Annotated in this window: 18 protein-coding genes; 15 read left to right on the top strand and 3 right to left on the bottom strand. The window is 67.4% G+C overall.

Annotation, left to right across the window (positions count from 1 at the left end; all coding sequences use genetic code 11):
• From IL992_RS19265 to rffA, 3 genes are all read left to right on the top strand, one after another.
• Positions 1 to 1,929, top strand: a 1,929-nt coding sequence (locus IL992_RS19265) for a hypothetical protein (protein ID WP_193204722.1), incomplete at its 5' end; no start/stop codon positions are given.
• A 331-nt stretch (positions 1,930 to 2,260) separates the two neighbouring features.
• Positions 2,261 to 3,847 (top strand): hypothetical protein, encoded by a 1,587-nt coding sequence (locus IL992_RS19260; RefSeq protein WP_193204721.1) that lies wholly within the window; start codon positions 2,261 to 2,263, stop codon positions 3,845 to 3,847.
• Between the two features lie 263 nt (positions 3,848 to 4,110).
• Positions 4,111 to 5,268, top strand: coding sequence for a dTDP-4-amino-4,6-dideoxygalactose transaminase (gene rffA / locus IL992_RS19255; protein ID WP_193204765.1), 1,158 nt, complete (start codon positions 4,111 to 4,113; stop codon positions 5,266 to 5,268).
• A gap of 79 nt (positions 5,269 to 5,347) precedes the next feature.
• Here the strand turns inward: rffA and IL992_RS19250 are convergent, their stop codons facing one another.
• Positions 5,348 to 6,211: a methionyl-tRNA formyltransferase gene (locus IL992_RS19250; RefSeq protein ID WP_226873314.1), complete on the bottom strand. Its 864-nt coding sequence runs from the start codon at positions 6,209 to 6,211 to the stop codon at positions 5,348 to 5,350.
• 392 nt (positions 6,212 to 6,603) lie between these two features.
• Between IL992_RS19250 and IL992_RS19245 the strand changes: the two genes are divergently transcribed.
• The 8 genes from IL992_RS19245 to IL992_RS19210 all read left to right on the top strand — a co-directional run bounded on the left by IL992_RS19245 (position 6,604) and on the right by IL992_RS19210 (position 14,353).
• Entirely contained in the window at positions 6,604 to 7,665 is a 1,062-nt protein-coding gene (locus tag IL992_RS19245) for a glycosyltransferase family 2 protein (RefSeq protein WP_193204720.1), read from the top strand.
• 5 nt (positions 7,666 to 7,670) lie between these two features.
• The gene (locus IL992_RS19240; RefSeq protein ID WP_193204719.1) at positions 7,671 to 8,363 is read left to right on the top strand and encodes a WbqC family protein; all 693 of its coding nucleotides are present in this window, start codon (positions 7,671 to 7,673) and stop codon (positions 8,361 to 8,363) included.
• 21 nt (positions 8,364 to 8,384) lie between these two features.
• Positions 8,385 to 8,909, top strand: coding sequence for a GtrA family protein (locus tag IL992_RS19235; RefSeq protein ID WP_193204718.1), 525 nt, complete (start codon positions 8,385 to 8,387; stop codon positions 8,907 to 8,909).
• Positions 8,910 to 9,055: 146 nt separating this feature from the next.
• Positions 9,056 to 10,123, top strand: coding sequence for a glucose-1-phosphate thymidylyltransferase (locus tag IL992_RS19230; RefSeq protein WP_193204717.1), 1,068 nt, complete (start codon positions 9,056 to 9,058; stop codon positions 10,121 to 10,123).
• Complete coding sequence (gene rfbB / locus IL992_RS19225; RefSeq protein WP_193204716.1) at positions 10,120 to 11,094, top strand: dTDP-glucose 4,6-dehydratase; 975 nt, start codon at positions 10,120 to 10,122, stop codon at positions 11,092 to 11,094. Before IL992_RS19230 ends, rfbB begins: the two co-directional genes overlap by 4 nt.
• Before the next feature lie 231 nt (positions 11,095 to 11,325).
• On the top strand, positions 11,326 to 12,585 hold the full coding sequence (locus IL992_RS19220; RefSeq protein WP_193204715.1) for a nucleotide sugar dehydrogenase: 1,260 nt from the start codon (positions 11,326 to 11,328) through the stop codon (positions 12,583 to 12,585).
• 265 nt (positions 12,586 to 12,850) lie between these two features.
• Positions 12,851 to 13,624 (top strand): class I SAM-dependent methyltransferase, encoded by a 774-nt coding sequence (locus IL992_RS19215; protein ID WP_193204714.1) that lies wholly within the window; start codon positions 12,851 to 12,853, stop codon positions 13,622 to 13,624.
• 18 nt (positions 13,625 to 13,642) lie between these two features.
• Positions 13,643 to 14,353 (top strand): PIG-L deacetylase family protein, encoded by a 711-nt coding sequence (locus IL992_RS19210; RefSeq protein ID WP_193204713.1) that lies wholly within the window; start codon positions 13,643 to 13,645, stop codon positions 14,351 to 14,353.
• 615 nt (positions 14,354 to 14,968) lie between these two features.
• Here the strand turns inward: IL992_RS19210 and IL992_RS48415 are convergent.
• Complete coding sequence (locus IL992_RS48415; RefSeq protein ID WP_193204712.1) at positions 14,969 to 15,556, bottom strand: cupin domain-containing protein; 588 nt, start codon at positions 15,554 to 15,556, stop codon at positions 14,969 to 14,971.
• 67 nt (positions 15,557 to 15,623) lie between these two features.
• On the opposite strand from IL992_RS48415, the gene IL992_RS19200 reads away from it, so the two are divergent.
• Positions 15,624 to 16,460, top strand: coding sequence for an EamA family transporter (locus IL992_RS19200; protein WP_193204711.1), 837 nt, complete (start codon positions 15,624 to 15,626; stop codon positions 16,458 to 16,460).
• A 15-nt stretch (positions 16,461 to 16,475) separates the two neighbouring features.
• Here the strand turns inward: IL992_RS19200 and IL992_RS19195 are convergent, their stop codons facing one another.
• On the bottom strand, positions 16,476 to 17,291 hold the full coding sequence (locus IL992_RS19195) for a peptidoglycan recognition protein family protein (RefSeq protein WP_193204710.1): 816 nt from the start codon (positions 17,289 to 17,291) through the stop codon (positions 16,476 to 16,478).
• A 470-nt stretch (positions 17,292 to 17,761) separates the two neighbouring features.
• On the opposite strand from IL992_RS19195, the gene IL992_RS19190 reads away from it, so the two are divergent.
• The 3 genes from IL992_RS19190 to IL992_RS19180 all read left to right on the top strand — a co-directional run bounded on the left by IL992_RS19190 (position 17,762) and on the right by IL992_RS19180 (position 22,895).
• Complete coding sequence (locus IL992_RS19190; protein ID WP_193204709.1) at positions 17,762 to 19,132, top strand: MFS transporter; 1,371 nt, start codon at positions 17,762 to 17,764, stop codon at positions 19,130 to 19,132.
• Between the two features lie 203 nt (positions 19,133 to 19,335).
• Positions 19,336 to 21,489 (top strand): molybdopterin oxidoreductase family protein, encoded by a 2,154-nt coding sequence (locus IL992_RS19185; RefSeq protein WP_193204708.1) that lies wholly within the window; start codon positions 19,336 to 19,338, stop codon positions 21,487 to 21,489.
• On the top strand, positions 21,486 to 22,895 hold the full coding sequence (locus IL992_RS19180) for an FAD-dependent oxidoreductase (protein WP_193204707.1): 1,410 nt from the start codon (positions 21,486 to 21,488) through the stop codon (positions 22,893 to 22,895). The genes IL992_RS19185 and IL992_RS19180 overlap by 4 nt, the downstream gene beginning before the upstream one ends.
• Position 22,896: the final 1 nt, after the last annotated feature.

The raw sequence follows: 22,896 nt of genomic DNA, 5'->3' as shown, positions 1-22,896 counted from the left end.
GCCCTGTTCCTGCTCCTGCCCCGCCTGCGCCGGCACTGGAAGCGCCCACAGCACCAGCCCTCCCCCCTGTGGTGGTCATGGGCACTCGCCCTGACCATGCTCTACCTCCTGGCGCTCACCGCCATGAGCTTCTTCCGCGGCAACGCCATGACGTGGCCCGGGCTCGCCACCTCGTACATCGACATGCCCTTCCACCTGGATCTGATCGGCGAGTTGAGGAACCACATGCCGCCCACGGCGCCGATGGTCGCCGGGGAACCGCTTTCCTACCACTGGTTCGTCTACGCCCACTTCGCCGCGTCGAGCTGGATCACCGGCATCGAGCCGCTCGTGCTGCTCTTCCGCCTCGGCATGCTGCCCATGATGGCCGCGATCCCGGTGCTGCTCGGCATGGTCGGAAAGCGAGTCATCGGTTCGACCGCGGGTGCTCTGGTGGCGCTGGCGGGCACCGTCCTCATGACGGCCCCGAATCTGTACGTGGGCGCGAACATCGGAGTCTTCACCTGGCGGGGCTTCCAGTCCTGGACCGGCCCGAGCCAGACCTTCGGCGCCCTCCTCTTCGCCCCGCTCGTGCTGCTGCTGGTCGATATTTTCGAGGCACGGCGGCGGGACGCGCGCGCGTGGCTGCTGCTCACCGTTTTCGCCCTCGCGGTGATGGGGGCGAAGGCGACCCATCTTCCTCCGCTCGCCATCGGCCTCGCACTGGTCGCGGTATGCCAAGCGGTCAGGCATCGCCGGCCGCCGTGGAGGGCCATCACCATGCTCGTCGTGATCGCGACATGCTGTGTCTACGCGCAGCTCGTCCTGTTCGGCAGGGCGCGGCAGGCCATGATGATCGAGCCTCTCTCGCTGCTTGGCCGCGCTTGGGGTGAGCTGACCGGCCACCCCGGCGCGGCCGCGCCGTTCACGTCGGTCCTCGGGCTCACCACGCTCTACCTGCTGTGCCTCGCGATCACGTGGTGCGGAGTCCTCGGCCTGCTCTGCAGGCCACGGCTCCTCCTGCGACCGGCCGTGATCCTCCTTCTCGGGATGGGCACCTCGTGTATCTGTGCCGCGCTGCTCTTGGGCCACCCGCATCTTGGCCAGCTGTACTTCTTCGGCGCCGCTTACCCGTACCTGATGATCCTCTCGGCCTACGGACTCGTCACCCTGGTCCGTAGGGCGGCGGTTCCGCTGCGCACGATCGCGTACGCGGTGACCGCCGGGGTGGTCGGTGCCTACCTGGTGCGCATGCTTTCCGATGTCAGGACGCCGTTGTCTTCCGGGCAGCCGGAAAGCGTCCTCTACCGGCCCTACTCGATCCTGGCCGCAGTCGCCACAGTGGCGGTCGTGGTCTTGATCAGCAGGAGGGCCGGCCTTCGTGCCTGGGCCTTCCTGCTCGTCATGTTCGCCGCCGTCGGCTGGCCCGCGGCCTGGTCCGCACGGGTGCTGTCGGCGCTGACGCACGTCCCGTCCGGCGGTGCTTCATTCGGCGAGGTGAGGGCGGTGGCGCCGCAGGCCGTTCCGGATGGCCTGATGACCGCGGCCCGGTGGTTGCGCGCGAACTCCGCACCCGACGATCTGGTGGCGACGAACGTGCACTGCCGCTGGGGATACGCGCGTCCCTGCGACAGCCGGCAGTTCTGGGTGTCCGCTCTGACGGAGCGGCGCGTGCTGGCCGAAGGGTGGACATACACGACGACGAACATGAGTCGTTGGCGGCCTGGCGACGTGCCAGAGGACCTCCCGTTCTGGGACCGGGAGCGATTGCGGGTGAATGATCTTGCCTTCACCTCGCCGTCCCGATCGGTGATCCAGCGACTGCGCCATCAGTACGGGGTGCGCTGGTTGTTCGCCGACGAGCGATACGGGACCCGCGACGCCAGGCTCGGCGACTTCGCCGATCTCCGGTTCCGCTCTGGCGACTTCGCGCTCTATCGATTGTCCTGAGAGGTGCCGGGGTATTCACACAACTGCCTCAGGTGTTTCAGGCGTCGGGGACGTCGGATGTCGCGAGGCTTTCGCATCCGAATGAGGACGGGCCCTCCCCGCAGTCCGTGTAGAAGATGACGGGCCCACTTGGCCGGGGCCGAGAATCGGCGAATTCGCTGAACTTTGGTTCCGCGCCGGTGACCGTGTCGTTCACCGGATTCCAGAGGTACGCCGATCACTGCTCCCAGAAGGAGCGCAACGGAACGACTTCGCTGTGCCTGCAGGACACGATCGCGCTTGACCCCGGGCATCGGGTTTCTCCCTCGGTGATCCAGCTATCGTTCGTGTCATGAGCGTTCAGGTAACGTCGAAAAATTCTGGTCCGGCAATTTCATCTTCGGAAGAAGACCGGTCGGCCAATATGCGGGATCCGCGGAAAGAGGCGACCCGTGGTAGCCGTCGATTGATGCGTGGTTGGCGGACGAAAGCGGCATTCTGGGCGGTTATCGGTATTTCCCCCGCGCTCGTTGTAACGGTTCTCGTCCGACATTACTTCAACGCCGGTCTGCTCGATTTCACGCCCGCGTGGTCGGACGAGATCGAGTACTGGCATCAGGTTGCGACCTTCCGCACGGTCGGCTTCGCGGGCGGCGTCTACGGTGTGGACGAGGCACAGGCGAAATTGTCCTTCCTGCACTTCGGTTCGCACGGACCCGCATTTCCGATGTTGCTGGCGAGCATCAGCGCGATCGCGGGTTGGCGTCTGTTCTCCGGCCCTCTGATCAACATGGCCGTCGTGGGGGCGGCGATCTTCGGCTACCTCGCGCTGACGAGGGCCGGCTGGGTGCGGGCCACGCTGACCGCCGCGCTCGTGCTCACGTTCTGGCCACTGATGCTGTACATGACGAGCACCATGCAAGAAAGCGTCCACCAGGCGATGGCCATTGTCCTGGCCGGGATGTTCTTCCTGCTGATCCGCGGCGGTCCGGACATGAGCCGCACGCTGTACGTCGCCGGGGTCGTGTTGCTCTCGCTGGCGTGCCTGCTTCGGCCGACGTGGGCCCTGCTGTTCGTACCGCTCTTCTTTCTGCGCGGGGCGACGCTTTCGGGCCGGCGACTCGGTTGGGCGGTCATCAAGGCGAGCCCGATCATCGTCGCAGCCTTCGGGCTCTCGGCGGCCGTGTCGACGCCCTATCCGAACTTCGTCTCTCAAGTGACCGAGCGGGCCGCTAGCTCGCCACCGGGCGCGGCGCACCTGCTGCTCCTGCACTTCTGTCACAGTGCCAAAGCTCTCGCCGTGGGTAGCCGGCCTGAACTGGCTCTACGGGCCGCGCTGCTGGCCATCGTCGTGGCGGGAGGTGTCCTGAGCGTCGTCCGCCACCTTCGGGGGAACGGTGCCAATCATCGCGGAGACCTGGCCGCTGCCGCGTTCCACATCCTCAACCTGGTGCCGCTGCTCGTCCTGCTGATGGGGTTCTATGACATCTTCGACTGGCGTGACTACCGGGTCGTCGCCCCACACGTGCTGCTCTCGGCACTGGTCGCGCTGGCTCGCTCCGAACGCGTGGTCGTGATCGTCGTGTTCGTCGCCGACCTGGCGGTCGTCGGGGCTGTCGGCCCTCTCTTCGCTGCTCTGCACCACCAGCACTTCGTGGGCGTGGGACCCATGACCGCCGCGCTCGGCGATTACATGACGTACAAGCGGGCGGCATCGCCCTGGGAGAACACCGTTCTGGTCGATCACGCCAATTTCGGCCCTGGACTCCTGAACGTCCCTGCAGGCGTGGGTCTGACGCTGTACTGGCACGAGAGCGAACATCCGGCCAAATCGAGATATCTGCTCATGACGAGGGGAGACGCACTGAAACTCGGTCTGAACCGGTTCCGGTTGCTCACCTCAACCCCGCTTGGCGCGCTGTACGAGCGCAGGGAGTGATCGGCCGAGCAAGCCGCTGCCGGTTTCCCCCAATGGCGGTGATGGGCGGGCACCCTGACCAGGGTGTGCGGGCTGTTCGTTCACGAGCGATACGGGATCCGTGACGCCAGGCTCGGCGACTTCGCCGATCTCGGTTCCGCTCGGGCGGTTTCGAGCTGTATCGATTGCCCTGATGTGGCTTGTGGGTAAGGCTTTCGCAATGGCTCGCCAAGCGGCGGTGGCGCGGCGGGAGACGGCCGGGTCGCTCGTTGTTCACTGCGACGGTGACCGCAACTGGCCGAACTGCCATTCCCTTCAATCGACCGCATGTCGCTCGAAATGAGCTGGCCTACCTGAGGGAGGCCGTGTGCGGCGGCTTCACCTGTGGCGATGGACCGTTCACGAGGCGCGCTACCGCGCTGCTCAAGGAGTTCACACGAGCAGGCGAGGCGTTGCTGACCACCTCGTGTACGCACGCTCTGGAGATGTCGGCGCTCCTGCTCGATCTCAGGCCCGGTGACGAGGTGATCATGCCGTCGTTCACCTTCGTCTCGACTGCCAACGCCTACGCCCTCAGGGGGGCGGTGCCGGTATTCGTCGATTGCCGGCCGGACACGTTGAACATCGATGAGCAGCAGATCGAAGGCGCGATCACCGAGCGCACCCGAGCCGTGGTCGCCGTCCACTACGCGGGCGTCGCCTGCGAGATGGAGATCATCGGCAAGATCTGCGAGCGGTACGGGCTCGCCCTGGTGGAGGACAACGCCCACGGACTGGGCGGGTTCTATCACGGCAGGCCACTCGGCTCCTTCGGCGAGATGGCCACGCAGAGCTTCCACGCGACGAAGAACATTCAATGTGGCGAGGGTGGCGCACTCCTGCTGAACGACCCGAAATTCATCGCCCGCGCCGAGATCATCAGGGAGAAGGGCACGGACAGGAGCCGGTTCTACCGCGGCCAGGTGGACAAGTACCGTTGGGTCGACATCGGCTCCAGCTACCTGCCCTCCGACGTGCTCGCCGCGCAACTGACCGCCCAGTTGGAGTCGTTCGACGTCATCCAGCGAAAGCGTCACGCTGTGTGGGCGCGATACGACAAGGAACTGGCCGGCTGGGCGGAGGAGAACGGGATCCGTCGCCCGCTCGTTCCGGATGGCTGTGAGCACCCGGCGCATCTCTACTACCTGCTTCTCCCCGACCCTGAGCACCAGCAGTCGTTCATCGCCCACCTCGCGGAGATGGGCGTTTGTGGATCGTTCCATTACCAGCCGCTGCATGCCGCACCTGCGGGCGTCATGCACGGCCGGGTCGCACCCGGAGGCTGCCCCGTCACCGAGCATGTCGCCGACCGCCTCGTACGGCTGCCGCTGTTCGCCGACCTGGACGAGGACGAAGTGACTCGGGTCATCGCCTGCGCGTCCGCCTACAAGCCGAGCCGATGACGTGCTTCTCGCCCCTGACGGCGTCGGCGATCCACGTCTGTCGGCGGCGCTGTCAGGGGCGAGGCTGAAATGGGCCCGTTCAGCGATCAGGGGGTATCGCCGATATGGCTTCGGTGATCCAGATCGGCCCGTCAGCACACTCCACCCGGAGACCTTCCGCCGGCTCGATCCTCGTGCGGAGCACGGTCATCCATCTACCGTTCACCTTGCCGAACGGTCCACGAAGTCCAAAAAGGTTGAACCGGAACGCGCGGACCTGATTATGTATCTCACGAGCGCTGCGCGTCCAATCGATGAACATGAAATCCGGCTCCATCCAACCGGCGTAGGTGGCATCGGTCTCGTTCTGAGTTTCGCCGGGGGCGCCGGTGGCTGCGTTTTCGAGGGCGACACCGAGCAGATCACTGACGAGCAGATCGATCTCCTTCCACAGAAGGGCGGGCACCGGATCTTCTTCTATTCGAATGCCACCTTTCTGTACAATGATGTTTCCCGTGTCGAATTCTTCCTTCATCCAGTGGATCGTCACCCCGATCTCCGGGTCTCCGTTCCGAATCGCCCACTGAACTGGCAGCGGCCCCCTGTATTTGGGCAGGAGAGACGGATGGATGTTCATGACACCGATTCGTGGTATTTGCAGGACCTCTCTGGAGAGCTTCCAGGGAAATCCGTAGACCACGATGAGGTCGGGATGATAGCCGGCCAACGCCTTGGCCAGGCCGTCGATGTTTCCAGGCAGCAATAGATTCGAGCCGGGAGGCAGTGCTTCGCTGATGGCCGCGATGGTGTCCGCGGAGGCCTTGCTGGTGGCCCTTCCCTGGCGAAGACTACGAGCATAGACGAGGGCGACCGGTGTATGGCCTGCCCTTACGCATGCCTCGTGCAGGAGCGTGAGACGACCGGCAGTATAAAAGATCAGGACTATACGCATCGAGTCGGGCATTCTCGGTCCGCTCCTTGCCTCGGTTTTGTCTGGAAGTATCTTGTCTTGCCGGCCGGTCTGAAAGATGAGGCCGGCGCTTTGGAAACTTCGACGATTACGCTAGCAGCTGCCGTGCTGTAATCGCGTGCCGTGCAACCGGGGGTCGGCAAAAATTTTGACGAGCACGGGATAATTCCATGAAGCGGTCGACAAAACGGAGATCGCAGACCGATGCCTCCATCGCCGACGTCGGAGTCGTCGCTGCTCGGCATCGCACCGTGCGTTGTCGATCCTCGTCCACCAACGGTCCGCCCTACCGTCGTAATCGATGGATATGAATTGACTTTCTCAACAAAATGCAAATCCCGTTGTGTGGTCCCGGGTGTGGGACCGGCGTTCGTCAGACTGACGCCATGACCAGCGTATCCGTCGTGATCCCGTGTTACCGGTCCGCGCAGACATTGCCCACGTTGGTTGAGCGGCTTCTCGCCGTGCTGTCCGGCGCCGCCTCCCAGTCCGAGGTCGTACTCGTCGTCGACGGCTCTCCGGACAATACGTGGGAAGTCGCTCAGGAACTCGCCGAGAGGCACGATGCCGTCCGTGCCTTGCTGCTGGCCCGGAACTACGGACAGCACAATGCTCTTGTGGCCGGCATCCGCTGCGCGCGCCACGAGATCGTGGTGACAATGGATGATGATCTTCAGCATCCGCCGGAGGAGGTTCCCAAACTGCTGGCAGGTCTTCGACCCGACCTGGACATCGTTTATGGAGTGCCGGCCACCGGAACGCACGGCGCCATACGTGATCTCGCCTCCAAGTCGCTCAAGACGGCACTGTCTGGACGATTCGGCGCGGAGAACGGGCACGACATCTCTGCGTTCCGGGCTTTTCGAAGTTTCCTGCGTCAAGCCCTGGATGGGGTGGGAGCCCCGTACATCCAGATCGACATCGCGTTCTCGTGGGCGACCACGAAGATCGGGACAGTCCGTGTGAGCATGCAGGGCCGGGTTTTCGGGCGCTCGAACTACACCCTTTCCATGCTCATCCGTCACGCGATCGGGATCTTCGTCGGTTACAGCACCCTCCCGCTCCGCCTGGTGACCTACTTCGGGTTGTTGACGGGAGCACTCGGTCTCACCTTGCTCGTGGTCTTCCTCTGGACGTACTGGTTCGGAGACGGAACGGTCAAGGGATTCACGTCGACCGCATCCATGATCTCGCTGTTCGCCGCGGCCCAGATGATCGCACTCGGCATCATCGGGGAATATCTCGGCAGGATTCACGTCGAGCGCATGGGGCGTCCCACGTACATCGTTCGTAAGCATTGTGATAGCGGCGCCTCACGCCTGGAACCGGCGCTCGACGTGACCATGGCGTCTCTCGCACAACCGGCGGTCGCCGCTCGTGACTTCGGTGAACCGTCAGAAGAGTCTCTGGCAGAGGCAGCTCGCGGTTCGAGCAGGACGAAGGCGTGAGGCCCATGAAACGAGTTGCCCTGGTCCAGTCGAGCTATATCCCCTGGAAGGGATATTTCGATCTGATCGCCAATGTCGACGAGTTCATACTGTTCGACGACGCGCAGTATTCTTCCGGCAGTTGGCGCAATCGTAACCGCATCAAGACGGCGACGGGCCCCAGGTGGCTCTCGCTCCCAATCAAGCGCGGTCCGCTGAGTCAACTGATCAACGAGGTAACGATAAGCGATCCGAATTGGCGCGAGCGGCACTGGCGGATCCTTGCGGAGGCATACAAAAAGGCTCCCTGTTTCGACGAGGTCGCGCCCGGCCTGGAGAAGCTCTACCAGGAATGTGGAAGCAATAGACTGTCCGAAATAAACCGGCATTTCCTTGAGGGGCTCTGCCCTCTGCTCGGTGTTCAGGCTAATTTCACTCGGTCGGAGGACTACTGCGCCATAGGATCGAGCAGTGCGCGTGTCCTCGATATTTGTCGGAAGGCCGGCGCCGACGAATACTTGTCGGGTCCGGCCGCCCGAGCCTATCTGGATGAAAGTATCTTCCGGAAAGCGGGGATCGAGGTTCGATGGTTCGACTACTCCGGTTACCCTGAATATCCACAACTCCACCCGCCGTTCGACCATCAGGTGACAGTCCTTGATCTTCTCTTCAACGTGGGCTCCGCCGCAGCGGAATATTTGAAAGGTCCTGAGCTTTGAAAGGCGGGGCTGCGGACTGCGATGACGGTCGGCGGTCGTCGGCGCTCCCGCCGGTTCGGTTCGTCGGAGATCCGGAGTGACGACAATATGCTCGACCTGAAAAGCCGGAGCGCCCAAGAAGCCTCTTCCGTCCCGTGGGCCCGGATTCAGGGTCGCTTCGGCCGGCGCATCGCATATCTGCTGGCCGGTGGCATGACGGCCGGGGTGTACTACGCTGTTCTCGGCCTGGGGTTGCTGGTCGCCAAGAATTCGGTTCCCTACCTTCTCCTTGTCGTGGGAAGCCATTTCCTGACCACCGTGATCGTCTATCCGGTGTACCGATCGGTTGTATTCAAGGTATCGAGTGAGCGTTGGCTGCCCGGTTACCTGCGCTTCTACGCCGTCGGGCTGTCCTTTCTCGGCGCCTCCGTCATCGGCCTGCCTGTTCTGGTGGAATTCGCCGGGATTCCCCTCATGATCGCGCAGGCGCTGATAATCCTGCTGAGCCCACCGTTGAGTTATGTCATAAATCGGACCTGGACGTTCCGGGAGCGGGTCAATTTCTAACCCGGCCCGGCAATTTGTGTCACGCGGTTCGGTAAACGCGACTGGTGGTGGGAAGTCCCGGACGTGGCTTCCCGATAATTTCGAGCGATCGTCTGGCTACGGCCATATCTTCAGTTAGGGGAAATCATGGAAGGTCTCAGGAAGCGGTGAAGGCACTCGTTCTGGCGGGCGGCAAGGGGACGAGACTGCGCCCGCTGACCCACACCTCGGCGAAACAGCTCGTCCCTATCGCGAACAAGCCCGTGCTCTTCTACGGGCTTGAGGCCATCAGGGACGCCGGCATCACCAGCGTAGGGATCATCGTCGGCGACACCGGCCGTGAGGTCCGCGAGGCCGTGGGTGACGGCTCCGCGTTCGGGCTCGACGTCACCTACATCGAGCAGGAGGCCCCTCTCGGCTTGGCACACTGCGTCCTCATCGCCAGGGAGTTCCTGGCCGAGGATCCGTTCGTGATGTACCTCGGCGACAACTTTCTGGTGAACGGCATCACCGGTCTCGTCGACGCCTTCCGCGCGGCCGACTGCGACGCGCGCATCCTGCTCACCCGAGTGTCCGAGCCCCAGTACTACGGTGTGGCCGAACTCGGCCCGGACGGGGAGATCGTCGCACTGGAGGAGAAGCCGGAGCACCCGCGTAGCGACCTCGCGATCGTCGGGGCCTATGCGTTCTCGCCGGCGATCCACGAGGCGGTGCTCGCGATCAGGCCGTCAGCCCGGGGCGAGCTCGAGATCACAGATGCCATCAAGTGGCTCATCGACACCGGCCACCGCATCCAGTCGCATCTCGTCACGGGGTACTGGAAGGACACCGGCCGGCTACAGGACATGCTGGAGTGCAATCGCATCGTGCTGGAGACGATCGAGCCCGATCTCGGAGGAACTGTGGACGGGCTCTCCGACATAACCGGGCGCGTGGTCATCGCCCCCGGCGCCGTCGTGGAGGGATCGATCATCAGAGGGCCGGCCGTGATCGGCGCCGACACCAAGATCGTCCACTCTTATGTCGGCCCCTACACCTCCATCGGGGAGGGGTGCGTGCTCGAGGACGCCGAAGTGGACTACAGCATCGTGCTCGGCGACTCGGCAATCACGGGTGTCTCCCGTATCACGCATTCCCTGATCGGACGCAACGTCCAGGTCACCCGGGCGACCGGGCTTCCCAACACACATCAGCTCATGGTCGGAGACCACAGCAGGGTTCAGGTGCACGCATGAAGATCCTTGTTCCCGGCGGCGCCGGGTTCATCGGCTCCCACTACGTCCGGTCGCTGCTGTCCGGCGCGTACCCCGGCTACGAGAACGCCCACGTGACGGTGCTGGACAAACTCACCTACGCGGGCAATCTGGCCAACCTGACCGCGGCTGAGGGAAATCCCCGCTTCACCTTCGTGCGAGGGGACATCACCGACGTCGAACGGCTCCGAGATCTGGTCCCCGGACATGACCTGATCGTGAACTTCGCCGCGGAGACACACGTCGACCGGTCGATAACGAGCGCCGGCGACTTCGTGACGACCAACGTCCAGGGCACCCAGCGGCTCCTGCAGACCGCGCTCGAGGCGGGCGTTCACACGTTCGTCCAGGTCTCCACCGATGAGGTCTACGGGTCGATCGAAGCGGGATCGTGGACCGAGGCGGAGCCGCTGCTGCCCAACTCGCCCTACTCGGCCGCCAAGGCCGGCGCCGACCTGCTCTGCCGTGCCTACCACCGGACCTACGGACTCGACGTACGGGTGACCAGGTGCTCCAACAACTACGGTCCCTACCAACATCCCGAAAAGGTCATCCCGCTGTTCGTCACCAACCTGATCGAGGGGCGGCCGATCCCGCTGTACGGCGACGGCCGTAACGTCCGGGAATGGTTGCACGTGGACGACCATTGCCGGGGCATCCAGCTTGTGCTGGACAAGGGCTCGGGAGGCGAGATCTACAACATCGGCGGCGGGGTGGAGCTGACCAACCTGGAGCTGACGGAACGGCTGCTCAAGGCCTTCGGCGTCGGCTGGGAGATGGTGGTGCACGTGCCCGACAGGCCCGGGCACGACCGGCGATACTCGGTCGACTCCACCAAGATCCGCTCGCTTGGTTACGAGCCCCTGGTTGACTTCGATGAGGGGCTCGCTGAGGTCATCCGGTGGTACCTGAACCACGAGTACTGGTGGCGCGGTCTCGCCGGGCGGCCGTAGAGATCGCGGCCGAGCGACAAGATTCGAGGGCGACGCGTCGATCTGTAAGGGGAATGCCGGCCGAGCCCGTTCGGCATCGGTGATGAACCGGATCATGGCTGTACCCCGCCCAGTTTTCGAAGTGGCGGCAGGACCAGGGTCGAAGATCGGGAACTTCGCCGAGCGAGGGATGTGGAAACCTCGCACATCTGCAGTCGGTGCGCGTCACGTCATGGACGACGGGGGTCTGGGATGGAAGACAAACTGGTCGTGATCGGCCAGGGTTATGTGGGCCTGCCGCTCGCGATGCGTGCGGTCGAGGCGGGATATCGGGTCGTGGGCATCGAGGTGGACGAGTGGCGGGTCAAGCGCCTCGATGCCGGCCAGTCGTACGTCGAGGACGTCGGCGACGACGCGCTGGCGGCGGCGCACGAGACGGGCCGCTACCTGGCCAGCGCGGACTACGCCGACGCGGAGGGATTCGACGTCTGCGTGATCACCGTGCCGACACCGCTGACCGACGGCGTGCCCGACCTCAGCCACATCGCGTCGGCAGGGCGGTCGCTCGCCCCCCGCCTGCGGCCGGGCGCGACCGTGGTGCTGGAGTCGACCACGTATCCGGGCACGACGGAGGAGTACTTGCGCCCGATCCTGGAGGAGGGATCGGGCCTGCGCGCGCCGGGCGACTTCCATCTGGGCTACAGCCCGGAGCGGATCGACCCCGGCAACGCACGGTGGCGGCTGGAGAACACGCCGAAGGTCGTCGCCGGCCTCGACGAGGCAGCCCTCGCACGGGTCCGCGCCTTCTACGAGTCGGTTGTCGAGCGGGTCGTCCCGGTATCCTCGCCGCACGTCGCCGAGTTGTGCAAGCTCCTGGAGAACACGTTCAGGCACGTGAACATCGCCCTGGTGAACGAGCTGTCGGTCTTCGCTCGGCAGCTCGGCATCGACGTGTGGGAGGCCATCGACGCGGCTGCCACCAAACCGTTCGGCTACATGCGCTTCACCCCCGGGCCGGGCGTCGGCGGTCACTGCCTGCCGATCGACCCGTCGTACCTGTCCTGGAAGGTCAAGCGCAGCCTGGGGCACAACTTCCGGTTCGTGGAGCTGGCCAACGACGTCAACGACCACATGCCGGCGCACGTCGTCGACCGGCTGGTCCTGGCGCTCAACGACCGCCGCAAGTCCATGAACGGCAGCCATGTGCTACTGCTCGGTCTGTCGTACAAGAAGAACACTGGAGACTGCCGCGAGTCTCCGGCGCTCGAGGTGGCCAGGCACCTGCGCAAGCTGGGCGCGGACGTGCGCGCGGCCGACCCGCACGTCGACCTCGCGCTCGTGCCCCAGGGAGTGGTGATCGTCGAGCCGTCGGAACGGGAGATCGCGGCGGCCGACGCCGTCGTGGTCCTCACCGATCACGACTGCTTCGACTACGCGCTGGTCCAGCGCGCGAGCGCCTTTGTCTTCGACACCCGCAACCGGTGCCGGGGACCCAACGTCGAGCGCCTTTGATCGCTTGAGCGCGTACGGGCCCGGCTGAACGGCCGAGCGAGAGCCCGGCCCACCTGGCCGTGATTTCCCGGATTCTCTCGTTTCTGTGGTGCCTCCTGATTCGCACCATACCCTCCAGATGACAGAACTGCTGATTAGATTCCGTCAGTTCCGATCTTCGCTTGTCGGCGACACGCGTGGGTGCCGCGTCCTTGACTGGGAAACGGCGCCGCTATCAAATACGAGCAGGGCAGCACCGGATCGCCAACCTAAGGAGAGCCTCACCATGGATATCAGCTACCAGGAAACTCAGGACCGTCTGGCGAATCGTATACGCGCGCATAAGCTCTTCGGCAACTTCGACATCTCCGACTGGATCGCTGATTTCCTCGGCCGTCGATCCCCTGCGAGTATTCTCGACCTCGGGTGCGGCGACGGGAACCACATCGATCTGTACCTCCGCTGCGTCGGCGACAAGGGAACCGTTGCCGGGGTCGATCGAGACCAGGCGTTGATCGAGCGCGTGAGGTCTCGTCATCCCGACACCAAGAACCTCGCTCTGCACGTCACCTCCATGGACGAGAAGCTTCCCTTCGACGACGGGGTCTTCGACCTCTGCATGGTGACTTTCGCCATCTATAACGCGACAGACGCCGAGTTCACCCTCCGCGAGCTGCATCGGGTGACGGCTAAAGGCGGGGAGGTCGTCATGATCGGCCCCACGCCCAACAACGTGGCGGAGTTGTACGAGTTCAACGAGAAGGTGACCGGCCGCAAGGCGGACGAGAGGACGCTGCGACGTACGGCGCGGATCGTCCAGGAGTTCCTGCCTCTCACGCTGGGAGTGTTCGGCCGGGTGCAGGCGGAGGTGCTCCACTCCGTGCTCACCTTCCCGGAACCCGCCGAATTCCTTCGCTACTTTTGCTCGACCCTTCTCTACGAGGAGATCGCCGAGCGTGAAGGATATTCATTGGACGACCTGAAGGCCTATTGCCCGCCGACCGGAAAGATGACGGTGTCAAAGGAGATGGTCGCGGTCGTCGCCGCGAAATCCGACTGAAATCCCGAAGGGACGGCAATGATCAACTGGGCAAAGCAGCGGCTGCTGGTGGTCGCTCCGCATCCGGACGACGAGCTGCTGGGCTGTGGCGGCCTGATCAACCTGGTCAAACGATCGGGTGGGCAGGTATTCGTGCTCTTCGTCACCGTCGGTGACACGAGGGACTATTCGCAGGCGGGCCATTCAACCGGATCCGAGCGCGAACGTGAGATCGCCGACGTCGTGAAGCACTTCGATCTGGACGGCCACCACGTCGCGCTGCCGGGGAGCGACTACCATCTGCGGCTCGACCACCTGCCTCGGCAGCGTTTGATCGACCTTCTGGAGCGCGACAGCCCGCTCTCGATCTCAGAGGTCCGTCCCTCGGTGGTCCTCCTGCCTGAGATAAGCAGTTATAACCAAGATCATAAGGCCGTCGCGCACGCGGGGATCACCGCCCTGCGGCCAGGGCCGAGGAGTGACCGTCATCAACCGTCGGTGGTCCTCATGTACGAGGAGGTTGCGGACGGCTGGAGTGGTGAAAGCATCTCGCCGCGGAACTTCCATGTCGGCATCGAGCAGGCGGACATGGATCAGAAGATAGAAGGGCTCCGTCTTTACACGAGCCAGTGGCGCTCTCACCCACACACCCGTTCCGAGGAGGCGCTCCGTGCCCTCGCCGCGGTTCGCGGAGTCCAGTGCGGGCACGAACTCGCCGAAGCCTTCAACTGCCTTCGGTTCACGGCGTGAGGTGACCGGGCCGCCGGGCCGCTGACGCACCGTCGGGCCGTGAAGCGTGCGCGGCCAGATGGCCGCATACACCGTGGTCCAGCGGGAGAGTGCCTTCGTCTTCGACACGCGCAACCGCTGCCGCGGCCGAACGTCGAGCGGCTCTGACGATACGGGCCACTCGGGCGGCTCCCTTCCGGAGCCCGGGTCCGAACGTGGTCGCCGGCACGCCGCGCGGCGCGACCCCGCTGCTCGTCACCGAGACTCGTCGTCTCAGGTGGTGGCCGGGGTCGTGCCGCGCTGAGGTAGTGCACGCCGGTCCGTTCGGCGTGTGGGGTGAGCAGGCCTCGCAGTTCCTCCGCCGCGGCGGTGAGGAGGCGGCCGTCACGGGTGGTGTGGACGGTTTCGAGGACGAAGGCGACCTGTGCGGAGTCCTCGGTGACGCGGGTGCGGTGGGCGTCGCGTTTGTTCCGGTGGCGGGTCGGCGGGGCCTGCGTGCGTGCGAGTGGTGGGGGTCAGGGCTGCCAGGGGCCGATGCGGTCCAGGCGCGGCGGCGCTGCTGGCGCGCGTCGGGGACCAGACCGGGTTGGGCCTGCGCCCAAGCCCCAGGCGACCCCATGACGTGGTCATGTCCGGTCAGTGGTCGCCGCCGGTGGTGTGTGGCGGCAGGTGCACGGTCATGAGCAGCTCGCAAGGCTCGGCGCCGCCGCCTCGGTAGGTGTGGGGGACGCCGCCGTCGAAGGTCGCGGTGGCCCCGGTGGGGACCTGGTGTTCCACGCCGTCGAGGACGAGGGCCAGGCAGCCGCGGATGACGCTGACGGTCTCCACCACCCCGGCCGGGTGGGGATGGCTGGGATACGCCTCGCCGGGGTGCAGGCGCCAGCGCCACACCTCCACCGGCGCCGGGCCGCTGGTGGTGAGCATGAGGCGGGCCTCGCCGCCGTGCTCTCCGGTCCACAGCGGTTCGGCGTCGGCGGCCTCGACGATCTGGATGTCGCGCTGCCGGGGGCCCTCGGTGAGGGCCGACACCGACATGCCCAGGGCGTCGGCGAGGCGCACCAGCGTGGCCAGGTTAGGGTTGCCCTGGGCATTCTCCAGGCTGACCAGCGCTCCCTTGCTCACCTGCGCCCGGGCGCTGAGCTGCTCCACGGACAGGCCCGCCCGCAGCCGGGCCGCCTTCACGTTGGACGCCACCGCCCGTAGAGCCGCCGCCGTGTGCCCCACTGCTTGCCATCCCTCCTGTCGGTCACTTTATTGTACCTTACGGTCGTTCCACTGAAAGGTATGCGTTGTGACCGCTCTCCTGCTGGCCCTGGCCAGCTCTCTCGCGTACGGCTGCGCCGACTTCCTCGGCGGGCTCAGCGCCCGCGGCGCGCACGTCCTGCGCACCGTCGTCATCGCGGCTCCCGCCAGCCTCGCCGTCGAGCTCGTCCTGTGGCCCTTCCTCGGTGCGCACTGGAGCCCGGCCGCGCTGGGCTGGGGCGCCGCGTCCGGAGCCGCCTCGGCCGCGGCCTTCGCGCTGCTCTACCGCACCCTGGCGATCGGTCCCATGAGCGTGCTTTCCCCCGTCACCGCGCTGGTCTCCGCCGTCCTGCCGGTCGGCCTCGGCCTGGCCCAGGGCGAACACCTCACCACCTACGCCCTGCTCGGCCTCCCGCTCGCGCTGACCGCCGTCGTCCTGGTCAGCGCGGGCCCCGGCGTGGGCGCCTCCCGTCCCGGCCGCACCGCCCTGCTGCTGGCCCTGGGCGCGGGCACCGCCATCGCCGCCCAGCTCATCTGCCTCCATCAGGCCCCCGCCGACAGCGGTCTCGCCCCGATCATCGCCGGCCGCGCCGTCTCCTCCGCCCTCGTCCTGACCGCGGCGGCCCTGCTGCGCAAGCGCCTCGGCGACCGGCGCCCCGCATCCGCCCTGTGCGCCGCCGCGGGCATGCTGGACTCCCTGGCCAACCTCGCCTTCCTCCTGGCCGCTCGCAGCGGAGACCTCGCCGTCGTGGCCGTCATCACCGCGCTCTATCCGGCCGGCACCGTCCTGCTGGCCCGCGTCGTCCTGGCCGAACGCATCCACCGCAGCCAGCTCACCGGGCTCGGCGCCGCCGCCGTCGCCGTCAGCCTCCTCGCGCTCAACTGACGCCGGCCTCCTCCGTCAGCGGGTCAGGTCGTGCGGGCCCACGGCGGGACCGTGCTCCAGCGGTAGGTCGCCGATGAGCGCGGCTGCCTCGTACGGACCCTCGGGCAGCGCGAGACGCGGTGGCGGGGGCTCGTCCCGCCGGGAACCGCGCCCGCCCAGGCGGCGCGCGACGTCGTCGCGCAACCGCGGCAGGTACGCATAGAGGCGGTCGCCCGGGCAGGCGGTCCGGTTGAGGTCGCGGTGGCCGACGATGGCCTCGTGCGGGTCGAGCGCGTAGGCGTCGCACAGCCAGGCCAGCAGGGCGGTCAGCGCGGACAGCTGGCGGGCCGGGGGCAGGCAGGAGGTGTACGTCCCCTCGGTCTCGATGCCCAGCGTGTGGTCGTTGTGGTCGGCCGCCTGCGCGCCCATCACGTGCTTGCCCGCCTCGACGGCAGGCAGTGAGCGGTTGCGGCCCTCCATGACGTATCCGCCCCGGCTGACGGTGAACTGCTCGCCGATGTCCTCCCAGCCGTTGTGCTTCATGTGGTAGCGCTGGATCGTCCGGGACAGCCGGAAGGCCGCCTCGAGGTCGGTCGCGCCCGTGTTCGCCGTCGCCGTGTGGTGGACGACGAGCCGGTCGGGCGCCCGGTCGAGCACCTCGGCCTTGCCCCTCGGCGGATCGGCCTTCCAGTCCGACCGGGTGTACACGCGCGGCCGCCGCGGGCGGTTCCCGGCCCATACGGGCGTGGCCGTCGCGACGAGCCCGCCCTGCGCGGTCAGGATCGCCGCGGGCAGGCACGCCGACCAGAGGAGCCCCGTCGAAAGAAACGCGCGGCGTGAGACCGCTGGCATCCGTCCTCCCCGAGTGCGCGCGGGCCCTCGGGGGCCCTCGTCCGGCGGGAGGCGGCATCGATATCCCCTTTCCCCGCCGCGGATATTCCTGCGGTCGGAAAACCGGTCACATGTCAACCGAAATGTCCGTGCCATGCCGCACTGGAAAACGCCGTAGTCCGGTCATGGAATGGCGCTACCGCGATCGCGGGAATTTCCCGAAATACCCACATGCGGGCCATGGCGGATGTGCTGACCTTGTGTGACGACGACCGGCCCGGGCCGGTGTGGAGGACGACACACCGGTGAAACGGGGGCCGTGCGAGGGGCAGTCCCGTGTTAACCCGATGTTGCGTCCGTTATGCCTGTGGATTGCATGTTTCGTGGGTGCGGCACATGTAACTGCCGCACGGTCACGCTTGGTCAAAGTGCGTAACGCGCTCTTCCTAGCTTCTGTTACCGGCCCCAGCTACAAGGACGCAGGAGGAGCGATGACGGCGACGCAGGCGGCGCGCACGGCCGCAGAAGAACCCCGGAAGGGCCGCTGGATCGGTGACTGGCGACCGGACGACCCCGTCTTCTGGGAGAGCACCGGCAAGAAGGTGGCCCGGCGGAACCTGGTGTTCTCGATCCTGGCCGAGCATCTGGGCTTCACGCTGTGGACCGTCTGGAGCATCGTCTCGGTCAAGCTCGGCGCCTACAAGTTCTCCACCGACCAGCTGTTCTGGATCGTCTCGCTGCCCAACCTCGTGGGCTCCGCGCTGCGCATCCCCTACACGTTCGCGCCCGCCCGGTTCGGCGGCCGGAACTGGACGGTGGTCAGCGCGACGCTGCTGCTGGTGCCCGCCGTCCTGCTCGCGGTGGCCGTGAACGACCCGGGCACGCCCTACTGGGCCTTCCTGGCCATCGCGGCGACGGCCGGGCTCGGCGGCGGCAACTTCGCCTCCAGCATGGCCAACATCACCTACTTCTACCCGCAGAACAAGCAGGGCGCCGCCCTCGGCCTGAACGCGGCCGGCGGCAACATCGGCGTCAGCTCCGTGCAGTTGCTGATGCCCCTGGTCATCGCCGGGTTCGGGCTGGCGGCGGCCGGACTGTTCTGGGTGCCCTTCGTCCTGGCCGCCGCCGCCGGGGCGTACTTCTGCATGGACAACCTCACCTCGGCCAGGGCCGAGCCGAGGGAGATGGTCAAGGCGGCCGGCCGCGCGCAGACCTGGATCATGTCGGTCCTCTACATCGGCACGTTCGGCTCGTTCATCGGCTACTCCACCGCGTTCCCGCTGCTCATCAAGTCGCAGTTTCCCGAGCACGCCGCGCTGACCTCGCTGGCGTTCCTCGGCCCGCTGGTCGGGTCGCTCATCCGGCCGGTCGGCGGCTGGCTGTCGGACCGGCTCGGCGGCGCCTCGGTGACGTTCTGGAACTTCGCCGCGATGATCGCCTCGGTCCTGCTCGTCTGGCAGGCCATGTCGGCTCGCAACTTCGTGCTGTTCTTCGCCGCGTTCATGCTGCTGATCGGCACCGCGGGCGTCGGCAACGGCTCCACCTACCGGATGATCCCGGCGATCTTCCGGGCGAAGGCGGTGGCCGGCGTCGAGCCCGGCACCCCCGCGTACGAGGCGGCGCTGGCGACCGGCAAGCGCGACGCCTCGGCGGCCATCGGGTTCATCTCCGCGGTGGGCGCCTTCGGCGGGTTCTTCATCAACCGCGGGTTCGGCAGCTCCATCTCCGCCACGGGCGGCGCGGGGGCGGCGCTCGCGGCCTTCGCCGCCTTCTACGCCGTCTGCTTCGCGCTCACCTGGTTCTGCTACATGCGCACCCTCGGAGCGAAGTCGGCGCCGAGCCTGGCGGCGGCCCGGATCTGAGACGCGGCCTCTCGCGGGCGCCCGCGGGGCGCCCGCCTTTTGCGGACTCATGCCTCACGAGCGGCGACAGCACAAGTGAGCTTTCGAGACGACGGGGTCTCTCACACGCCGCGCTCGCCGAAGTTAGCGCGGTTGGCGCCTTGTAGCACAGCGGTAACAGAAGGGACCCAGCGGTGAAACCGCCTGTCAGCACCATCGGATCCATGCCGATCTCACTGCACGCCCCCGGTCCTGTGATCTCACAGGCCGCGGGCACCGTGGTGCACACGGATACAGTGCCTGGGGATACCACCGTGGGCTCGGCCACGCACTGCCCGTACTGCGCGCTCCAGTGCGGCATGTTCGTCGCGAAGGGGGAGATCACCCCGCGCGAGGACATCCCGGCCAACGCCGGCGGCCTGTGCCAGAAGGGCTGGACGGCGGCCGAGCTGCTGACCTCGCCGGACCGGCTCACCACCCCGCTGCTGCGCGGCGACCCGGTGAGCTGGGACGAGGCGCTCGACTACGTCGCGGCCCGGATCGAGGCCATCAGGGCGGAGCACGGGCCGGACGCCGTGGCGGTGTTCGGCGGCGGCGGGCTGACCAACGAGAAGGCCTACCAGCTCGGCAAGTTCGCCCGGGTCGCGCTGCGGACCAGCCAGATCGACTACAACGGCAGGTTCTGCATGTCCTCGGCGGCGGCCGCGGTCAACCGGGCCTTCGGCATGGACCGGGGGCTGCCGTTCCCCATCACCGACATCGCCCGCGCCGGCGCCGTCCTGTTCGCCGGGGGCAACGTCGCCGAGACCATGCCTCCCTTCGTGCGCCACCTGTCCGCGATGCGGGCCGCGGGCGGCCGGCTCGTCGTCGTCGACCCGCGCCTCACCCAGACCGCCAAGATGGCCGACCTGCACCTGCAGGTCACCCCGGGCACCGACCTCGCCCTGGCGCTCGGCCTGCTGCACATCGCGATCGCCGAGGGGTACGCCGACCTGGACTACCTGGCCGCCCGCACGAGCGGCTTCGAGGAGGTGCGCACCTCCGTGTCGGCCTGGTGGCCCGAGCGGGTGGAGCGCGTCACCGGCGTCCCGGTCGCGCACATGCGCGAGGCCGTACGTATTCTCGGCGAGGCGGAGCGCGCGATGGTGCTGACCGGCCGGGGCGCCGAGCAGCACGCCAAGGGCACAGACACGGTCACCGCGTTCGTCAACCTGGCGCTCACCCTCGGGCTGCCCGGCCGTGAGGGCTCCGGCTACGGCTGCGTGACCGGCCAGGGCAACGGCCAGGGCGGCAGGGAGCACGGCCAGAAGGCCGACCAGCTCCCCGGCTACCGGAAGATCGACGACCCGGCGGCCCGGGCGCACGTCGCGGCCGTCTGGGGGATCGACCCCGCCGACCTGCCCGGCCCCGGCCGGTCCGCGTACGAGCTGCTGGACGCGCTCGGCACGCCGGAGGGGCCGAGGGCGCTGCTGCTGTTCGGTTCCAACCCCGTCGTCTCCGCGCCCCGCGCCGGGCACGTCGCCCGGCGGCTGGACGCGCTCGACCTGCTCGTGGTCTCGGACTTCGTGCTGTCCGAGACCGCGGCCATGGCCGACGTCGTGCTCCCCACGACCCAGTGGGCCGAGGAGGCGGGCACGATGACGAACCTGGAGGGCCGGGTCCTGCTGCGCCGCCAGGCCGCCGCACCGCCGCCCGGCGCGCGCAGCGACCTGGAGATCCTCCGGGGCCTCGCGGAGCGGCTCGGCTGCGGCGAGAAGTTTCCCGCCGACCCGCGCACGGTCTTCGACGAGCTGCGCCTGGCCTCCGCCGGGGGCGTCGCCGACTACTCCGGCATCACCTATGAGCGCATCGCGGCCGAGACCGGCGTGTTCTGGCCGTGTCCCGAGACGCCGGGGGAGGAGCCCCATCCGGGGACGCCGCGTCCGTTCCTGGACGGCTTCGCCACCCCAGACGGCCGGGCCCGCCTGGTGCCGGTGGAGCACCGCCCGCCCGCCGAGGACGTGGACGAGGAGTTCCCGCTCTACCTGACATCGGGGCGGGTGCTCGCCCACTACCAGTCGGGGGCGCAGACGCGCCGCATCCGCCCGCTCACGCAGGCGTCGCCCGAGGTGTTCGTGGAGCTGCACCCGGACCTCGCCGAGCGGCTGGGCGTCGCCTCCGGCGACCGCGTCCGGGTGCGCAGCCGCCGGGGCGCCGCCGAGGGCGTGGCCCGCGTGAACGCCTCGATCCGGCCGGACACGGTGTTCATGCCGTTCCACTGGGAGGGCGTCAACCTGCTCACCAATCCGGCGCTCGACCCGATGTCGCGGATGCCGGAGTTCAAGGTCTGCGCCGCCGCGATCGAGCGGTGCGCCGAAGACGGGGAGCGTGTCGCGTGAGGCTGGTCGTGGTGGGGAACGGGATGGCGGGCTCGCGCCTGGTGAGCGAGGTCCGCGCCCGGGACAAGGATGTGAAGATCACTGTGTTCGGCGCCGAGGCGTGGCAGCCGTACAACCGGGTCCTGCTGTCGAACGTGGTGGCCGGCACGTCGAGCCCGGACCAGGTCCGGCTCCTCGACCCCCGCTGGTACGCCGACCACGGGGTGACCGCCCGCATCGGCGTCGAGGTCACCGCCATCGACCGGGACTGCCAGACGGTGGTCGCCGCCGACGGGACGCGCGAGCCGTACGACGTGCTCGTGCTCGCCACGGGCAGCGAGCCGGTCGTCCCGCCGATCCCCGGCGTGGAGCGGGCGACGGCGTTCCGCACGCTGGACGACTGCGAGCGGATCAGGGAGGCCGCCGCGAGCGCGCGCAGCGCGGTCGTGGTCGGCGGCGGGCTGCTCGGCATCGAGGCCGCGCGGGGCCTGGCCGGCCGGGGCGTCCCGGTGACGCTGCTGCACCTGGCCGGGCACCTGATGGAGCGCCAGCTCGACGAGGAGGCCGGGCTCATCCTCCGCGAGACGCTGGGCGCGCTCGGCGTCGCCATCCGCACCGGCGTGACCGTGAGCGCGATCCGGGAGCGGCATGTGGAACTCGCCGGCGGCGAGCTGATCGACGCCGATCTGGTCGTGCTGGCCTGCGGCGTGCGCCCGGTCGTCGGGCTCGCCCGCGACGCGGGGCTGGAGGTCGAGCGCGGCGTCGTCGTGGACGACGAGCTGCGCACCGACGACCCGTCGATCTTCGCGATCGGGGAGTGCGCCCAGCACGCGGGCCGCGTCTACGGACTGGTCGCCCCCGGCTGGGAGCAGGCGTCGGTCGTGGCCGACCTCGTCACCGGCACCGACAAGGGAGCGCGCTACCGGGGCTCGCGGCTGGTCACCCGGCTGAAGGCCAGGAGCGTCGAGCTCGCGGCGATGGGGGAGACCCAGCTGACGGAGGACGAGGCGGAGATCGTCCGTTTCTCCCACCGGCACAAGGGCACCTACCGCAAACTCGTCATCCGGGACGGCCGCCTGGTCGGCGCGATCCTGCTGGGCGAGACCTCCGCGGTGGGCACGCTGACCCAGCTGTTCGACCGCGGAGGACCCCTGCCCGGCGACCGCACCGGGCTGCTGTTCCCCGATCTCGCGGGCGTGGGCGGTGCGGCGGTGGCCGACAGCCCCACCCGGATGCCGGACTCGGCCCGGGTCTGCCAGTGCAACAACGTGACGAAGGGCCAGATCAGGGCGTGCTGGGAGTCCGGCGCGCGGGACGTGGAGGCCGTGGCCGCCGCGACGAGGGCCACCACCGGCTGCGGCAGCTGCCGTGACGCGGTCGAGGGCATCGTCGGCTGGCTGTGTGAGCAGGAAGGCGTGAGCGCATGAA

Origin of the sequence: Microbispora sitophila, from assembly GCF_014892245.1 — a bacterium.
Taxonomy (GTDB): domain Bacteria; phylum Actinomycetota; class Actinomycetes; order Streptosporangiales; family Streptosporangiaceae; genus Microbispora; species Microbispora siamensis.
Note: the sequence above shows the minus strand (reverse complement) of the source record. Positions and strands in the feature narration are given on the sequence as shown.

What these genes read in the sequence shown, in the direction of transcription:
- IL992_RS19260 (WP_193204721.1), top strand. Translation starts at nt 2,261, where the DNA reads ATGAGCGTTCAGGTAACGTCGAAAAATTCTGGTCCGGCAATTTCATCT.
- IL992_RS19250 (WP_226873314.1), bottom strand. Translation starts at nt 6,211, where the DNA reads ATGCCCGACTCGATGCGTATAGTCCTGATCTTTTATACTGCCGGTCGT.
- IL992_RS19245 (WP_193204720.1), top strand. Translation starts at nt 6,604, where the DNA reads ATGACCAGCGTATCCGTCGTGATCCCGTGTTACCGGTCCGCGCAGACA.
- IL992_RS19240 (WP_193204719.1), top strand. Translation starts at nt 7,671, where the DNA reads ATGAAACGAGTTGCCCTGGTCCAGTCGAGCTATATCCCCTGGAAGGGA.
- IL992_RS19235 (WP_193204718.1), top strand. Translation starts at nt 8,385, where the DNA reads ATGACGGTCGGCGGTCGTCGGCGCTCCCGCCGGTTCGGTTCGTCGGAG.
- rfbB (WP_193204716.1), top strand. Translation starts at nt 10,120, where the DNA reads ATGAAGATCCTTGTTCCCGGCGGCGCCGGGTTCATCGGCTCCCACTAC.
- IL992_RS19220 (WP_193204715.1), top strand. Translation starts at nt 11,326, where the DNA reads ATGGAAGACAAACTGGTCGTGATCGGCCAGGGTTATGTGGGCCTGCCG.
- IL992_RS19215 (WP_193204714.1), top strand. Translation starts at nt 12,851, where the DNA reads ATGGATATCAGCTACCAGGAAACTCAGGACCGTCTGGCGAATCGTATA.
- IL992_RS19210 (WP_193204713.1), top strand. Translation starts at nt 13,643, where the DNA reads ATGATCAACTGGGCAAAGCAGCGGCTGCTGGTGGTCGCTCCGCATCCG.
- IL992_RS19195 (WP_193204710.1), bottom strand. Translation starts at nt 17,291, where the DNA reads ATGCCAGCGGTCTCACGCCGCGCGTTTCTTTCGACGGGGCTCCTCTGG.
- IL992_RS19190 (WP_193204709.1), top strand. Translation starts at nt 17,762, where the DNA reads ATGACGGCGACGCAGGCGGCGCGCACGGCCGCAGAAGAACCCCGGAAG.
- IL992_RS19185 (WP_193204708.1), top strand. Translation starts at nt 19,336, where the DNA reads ATGCCGATCTCACTGCACGCCCCCGGTCCTGTGATCTCACAGGCCGCG.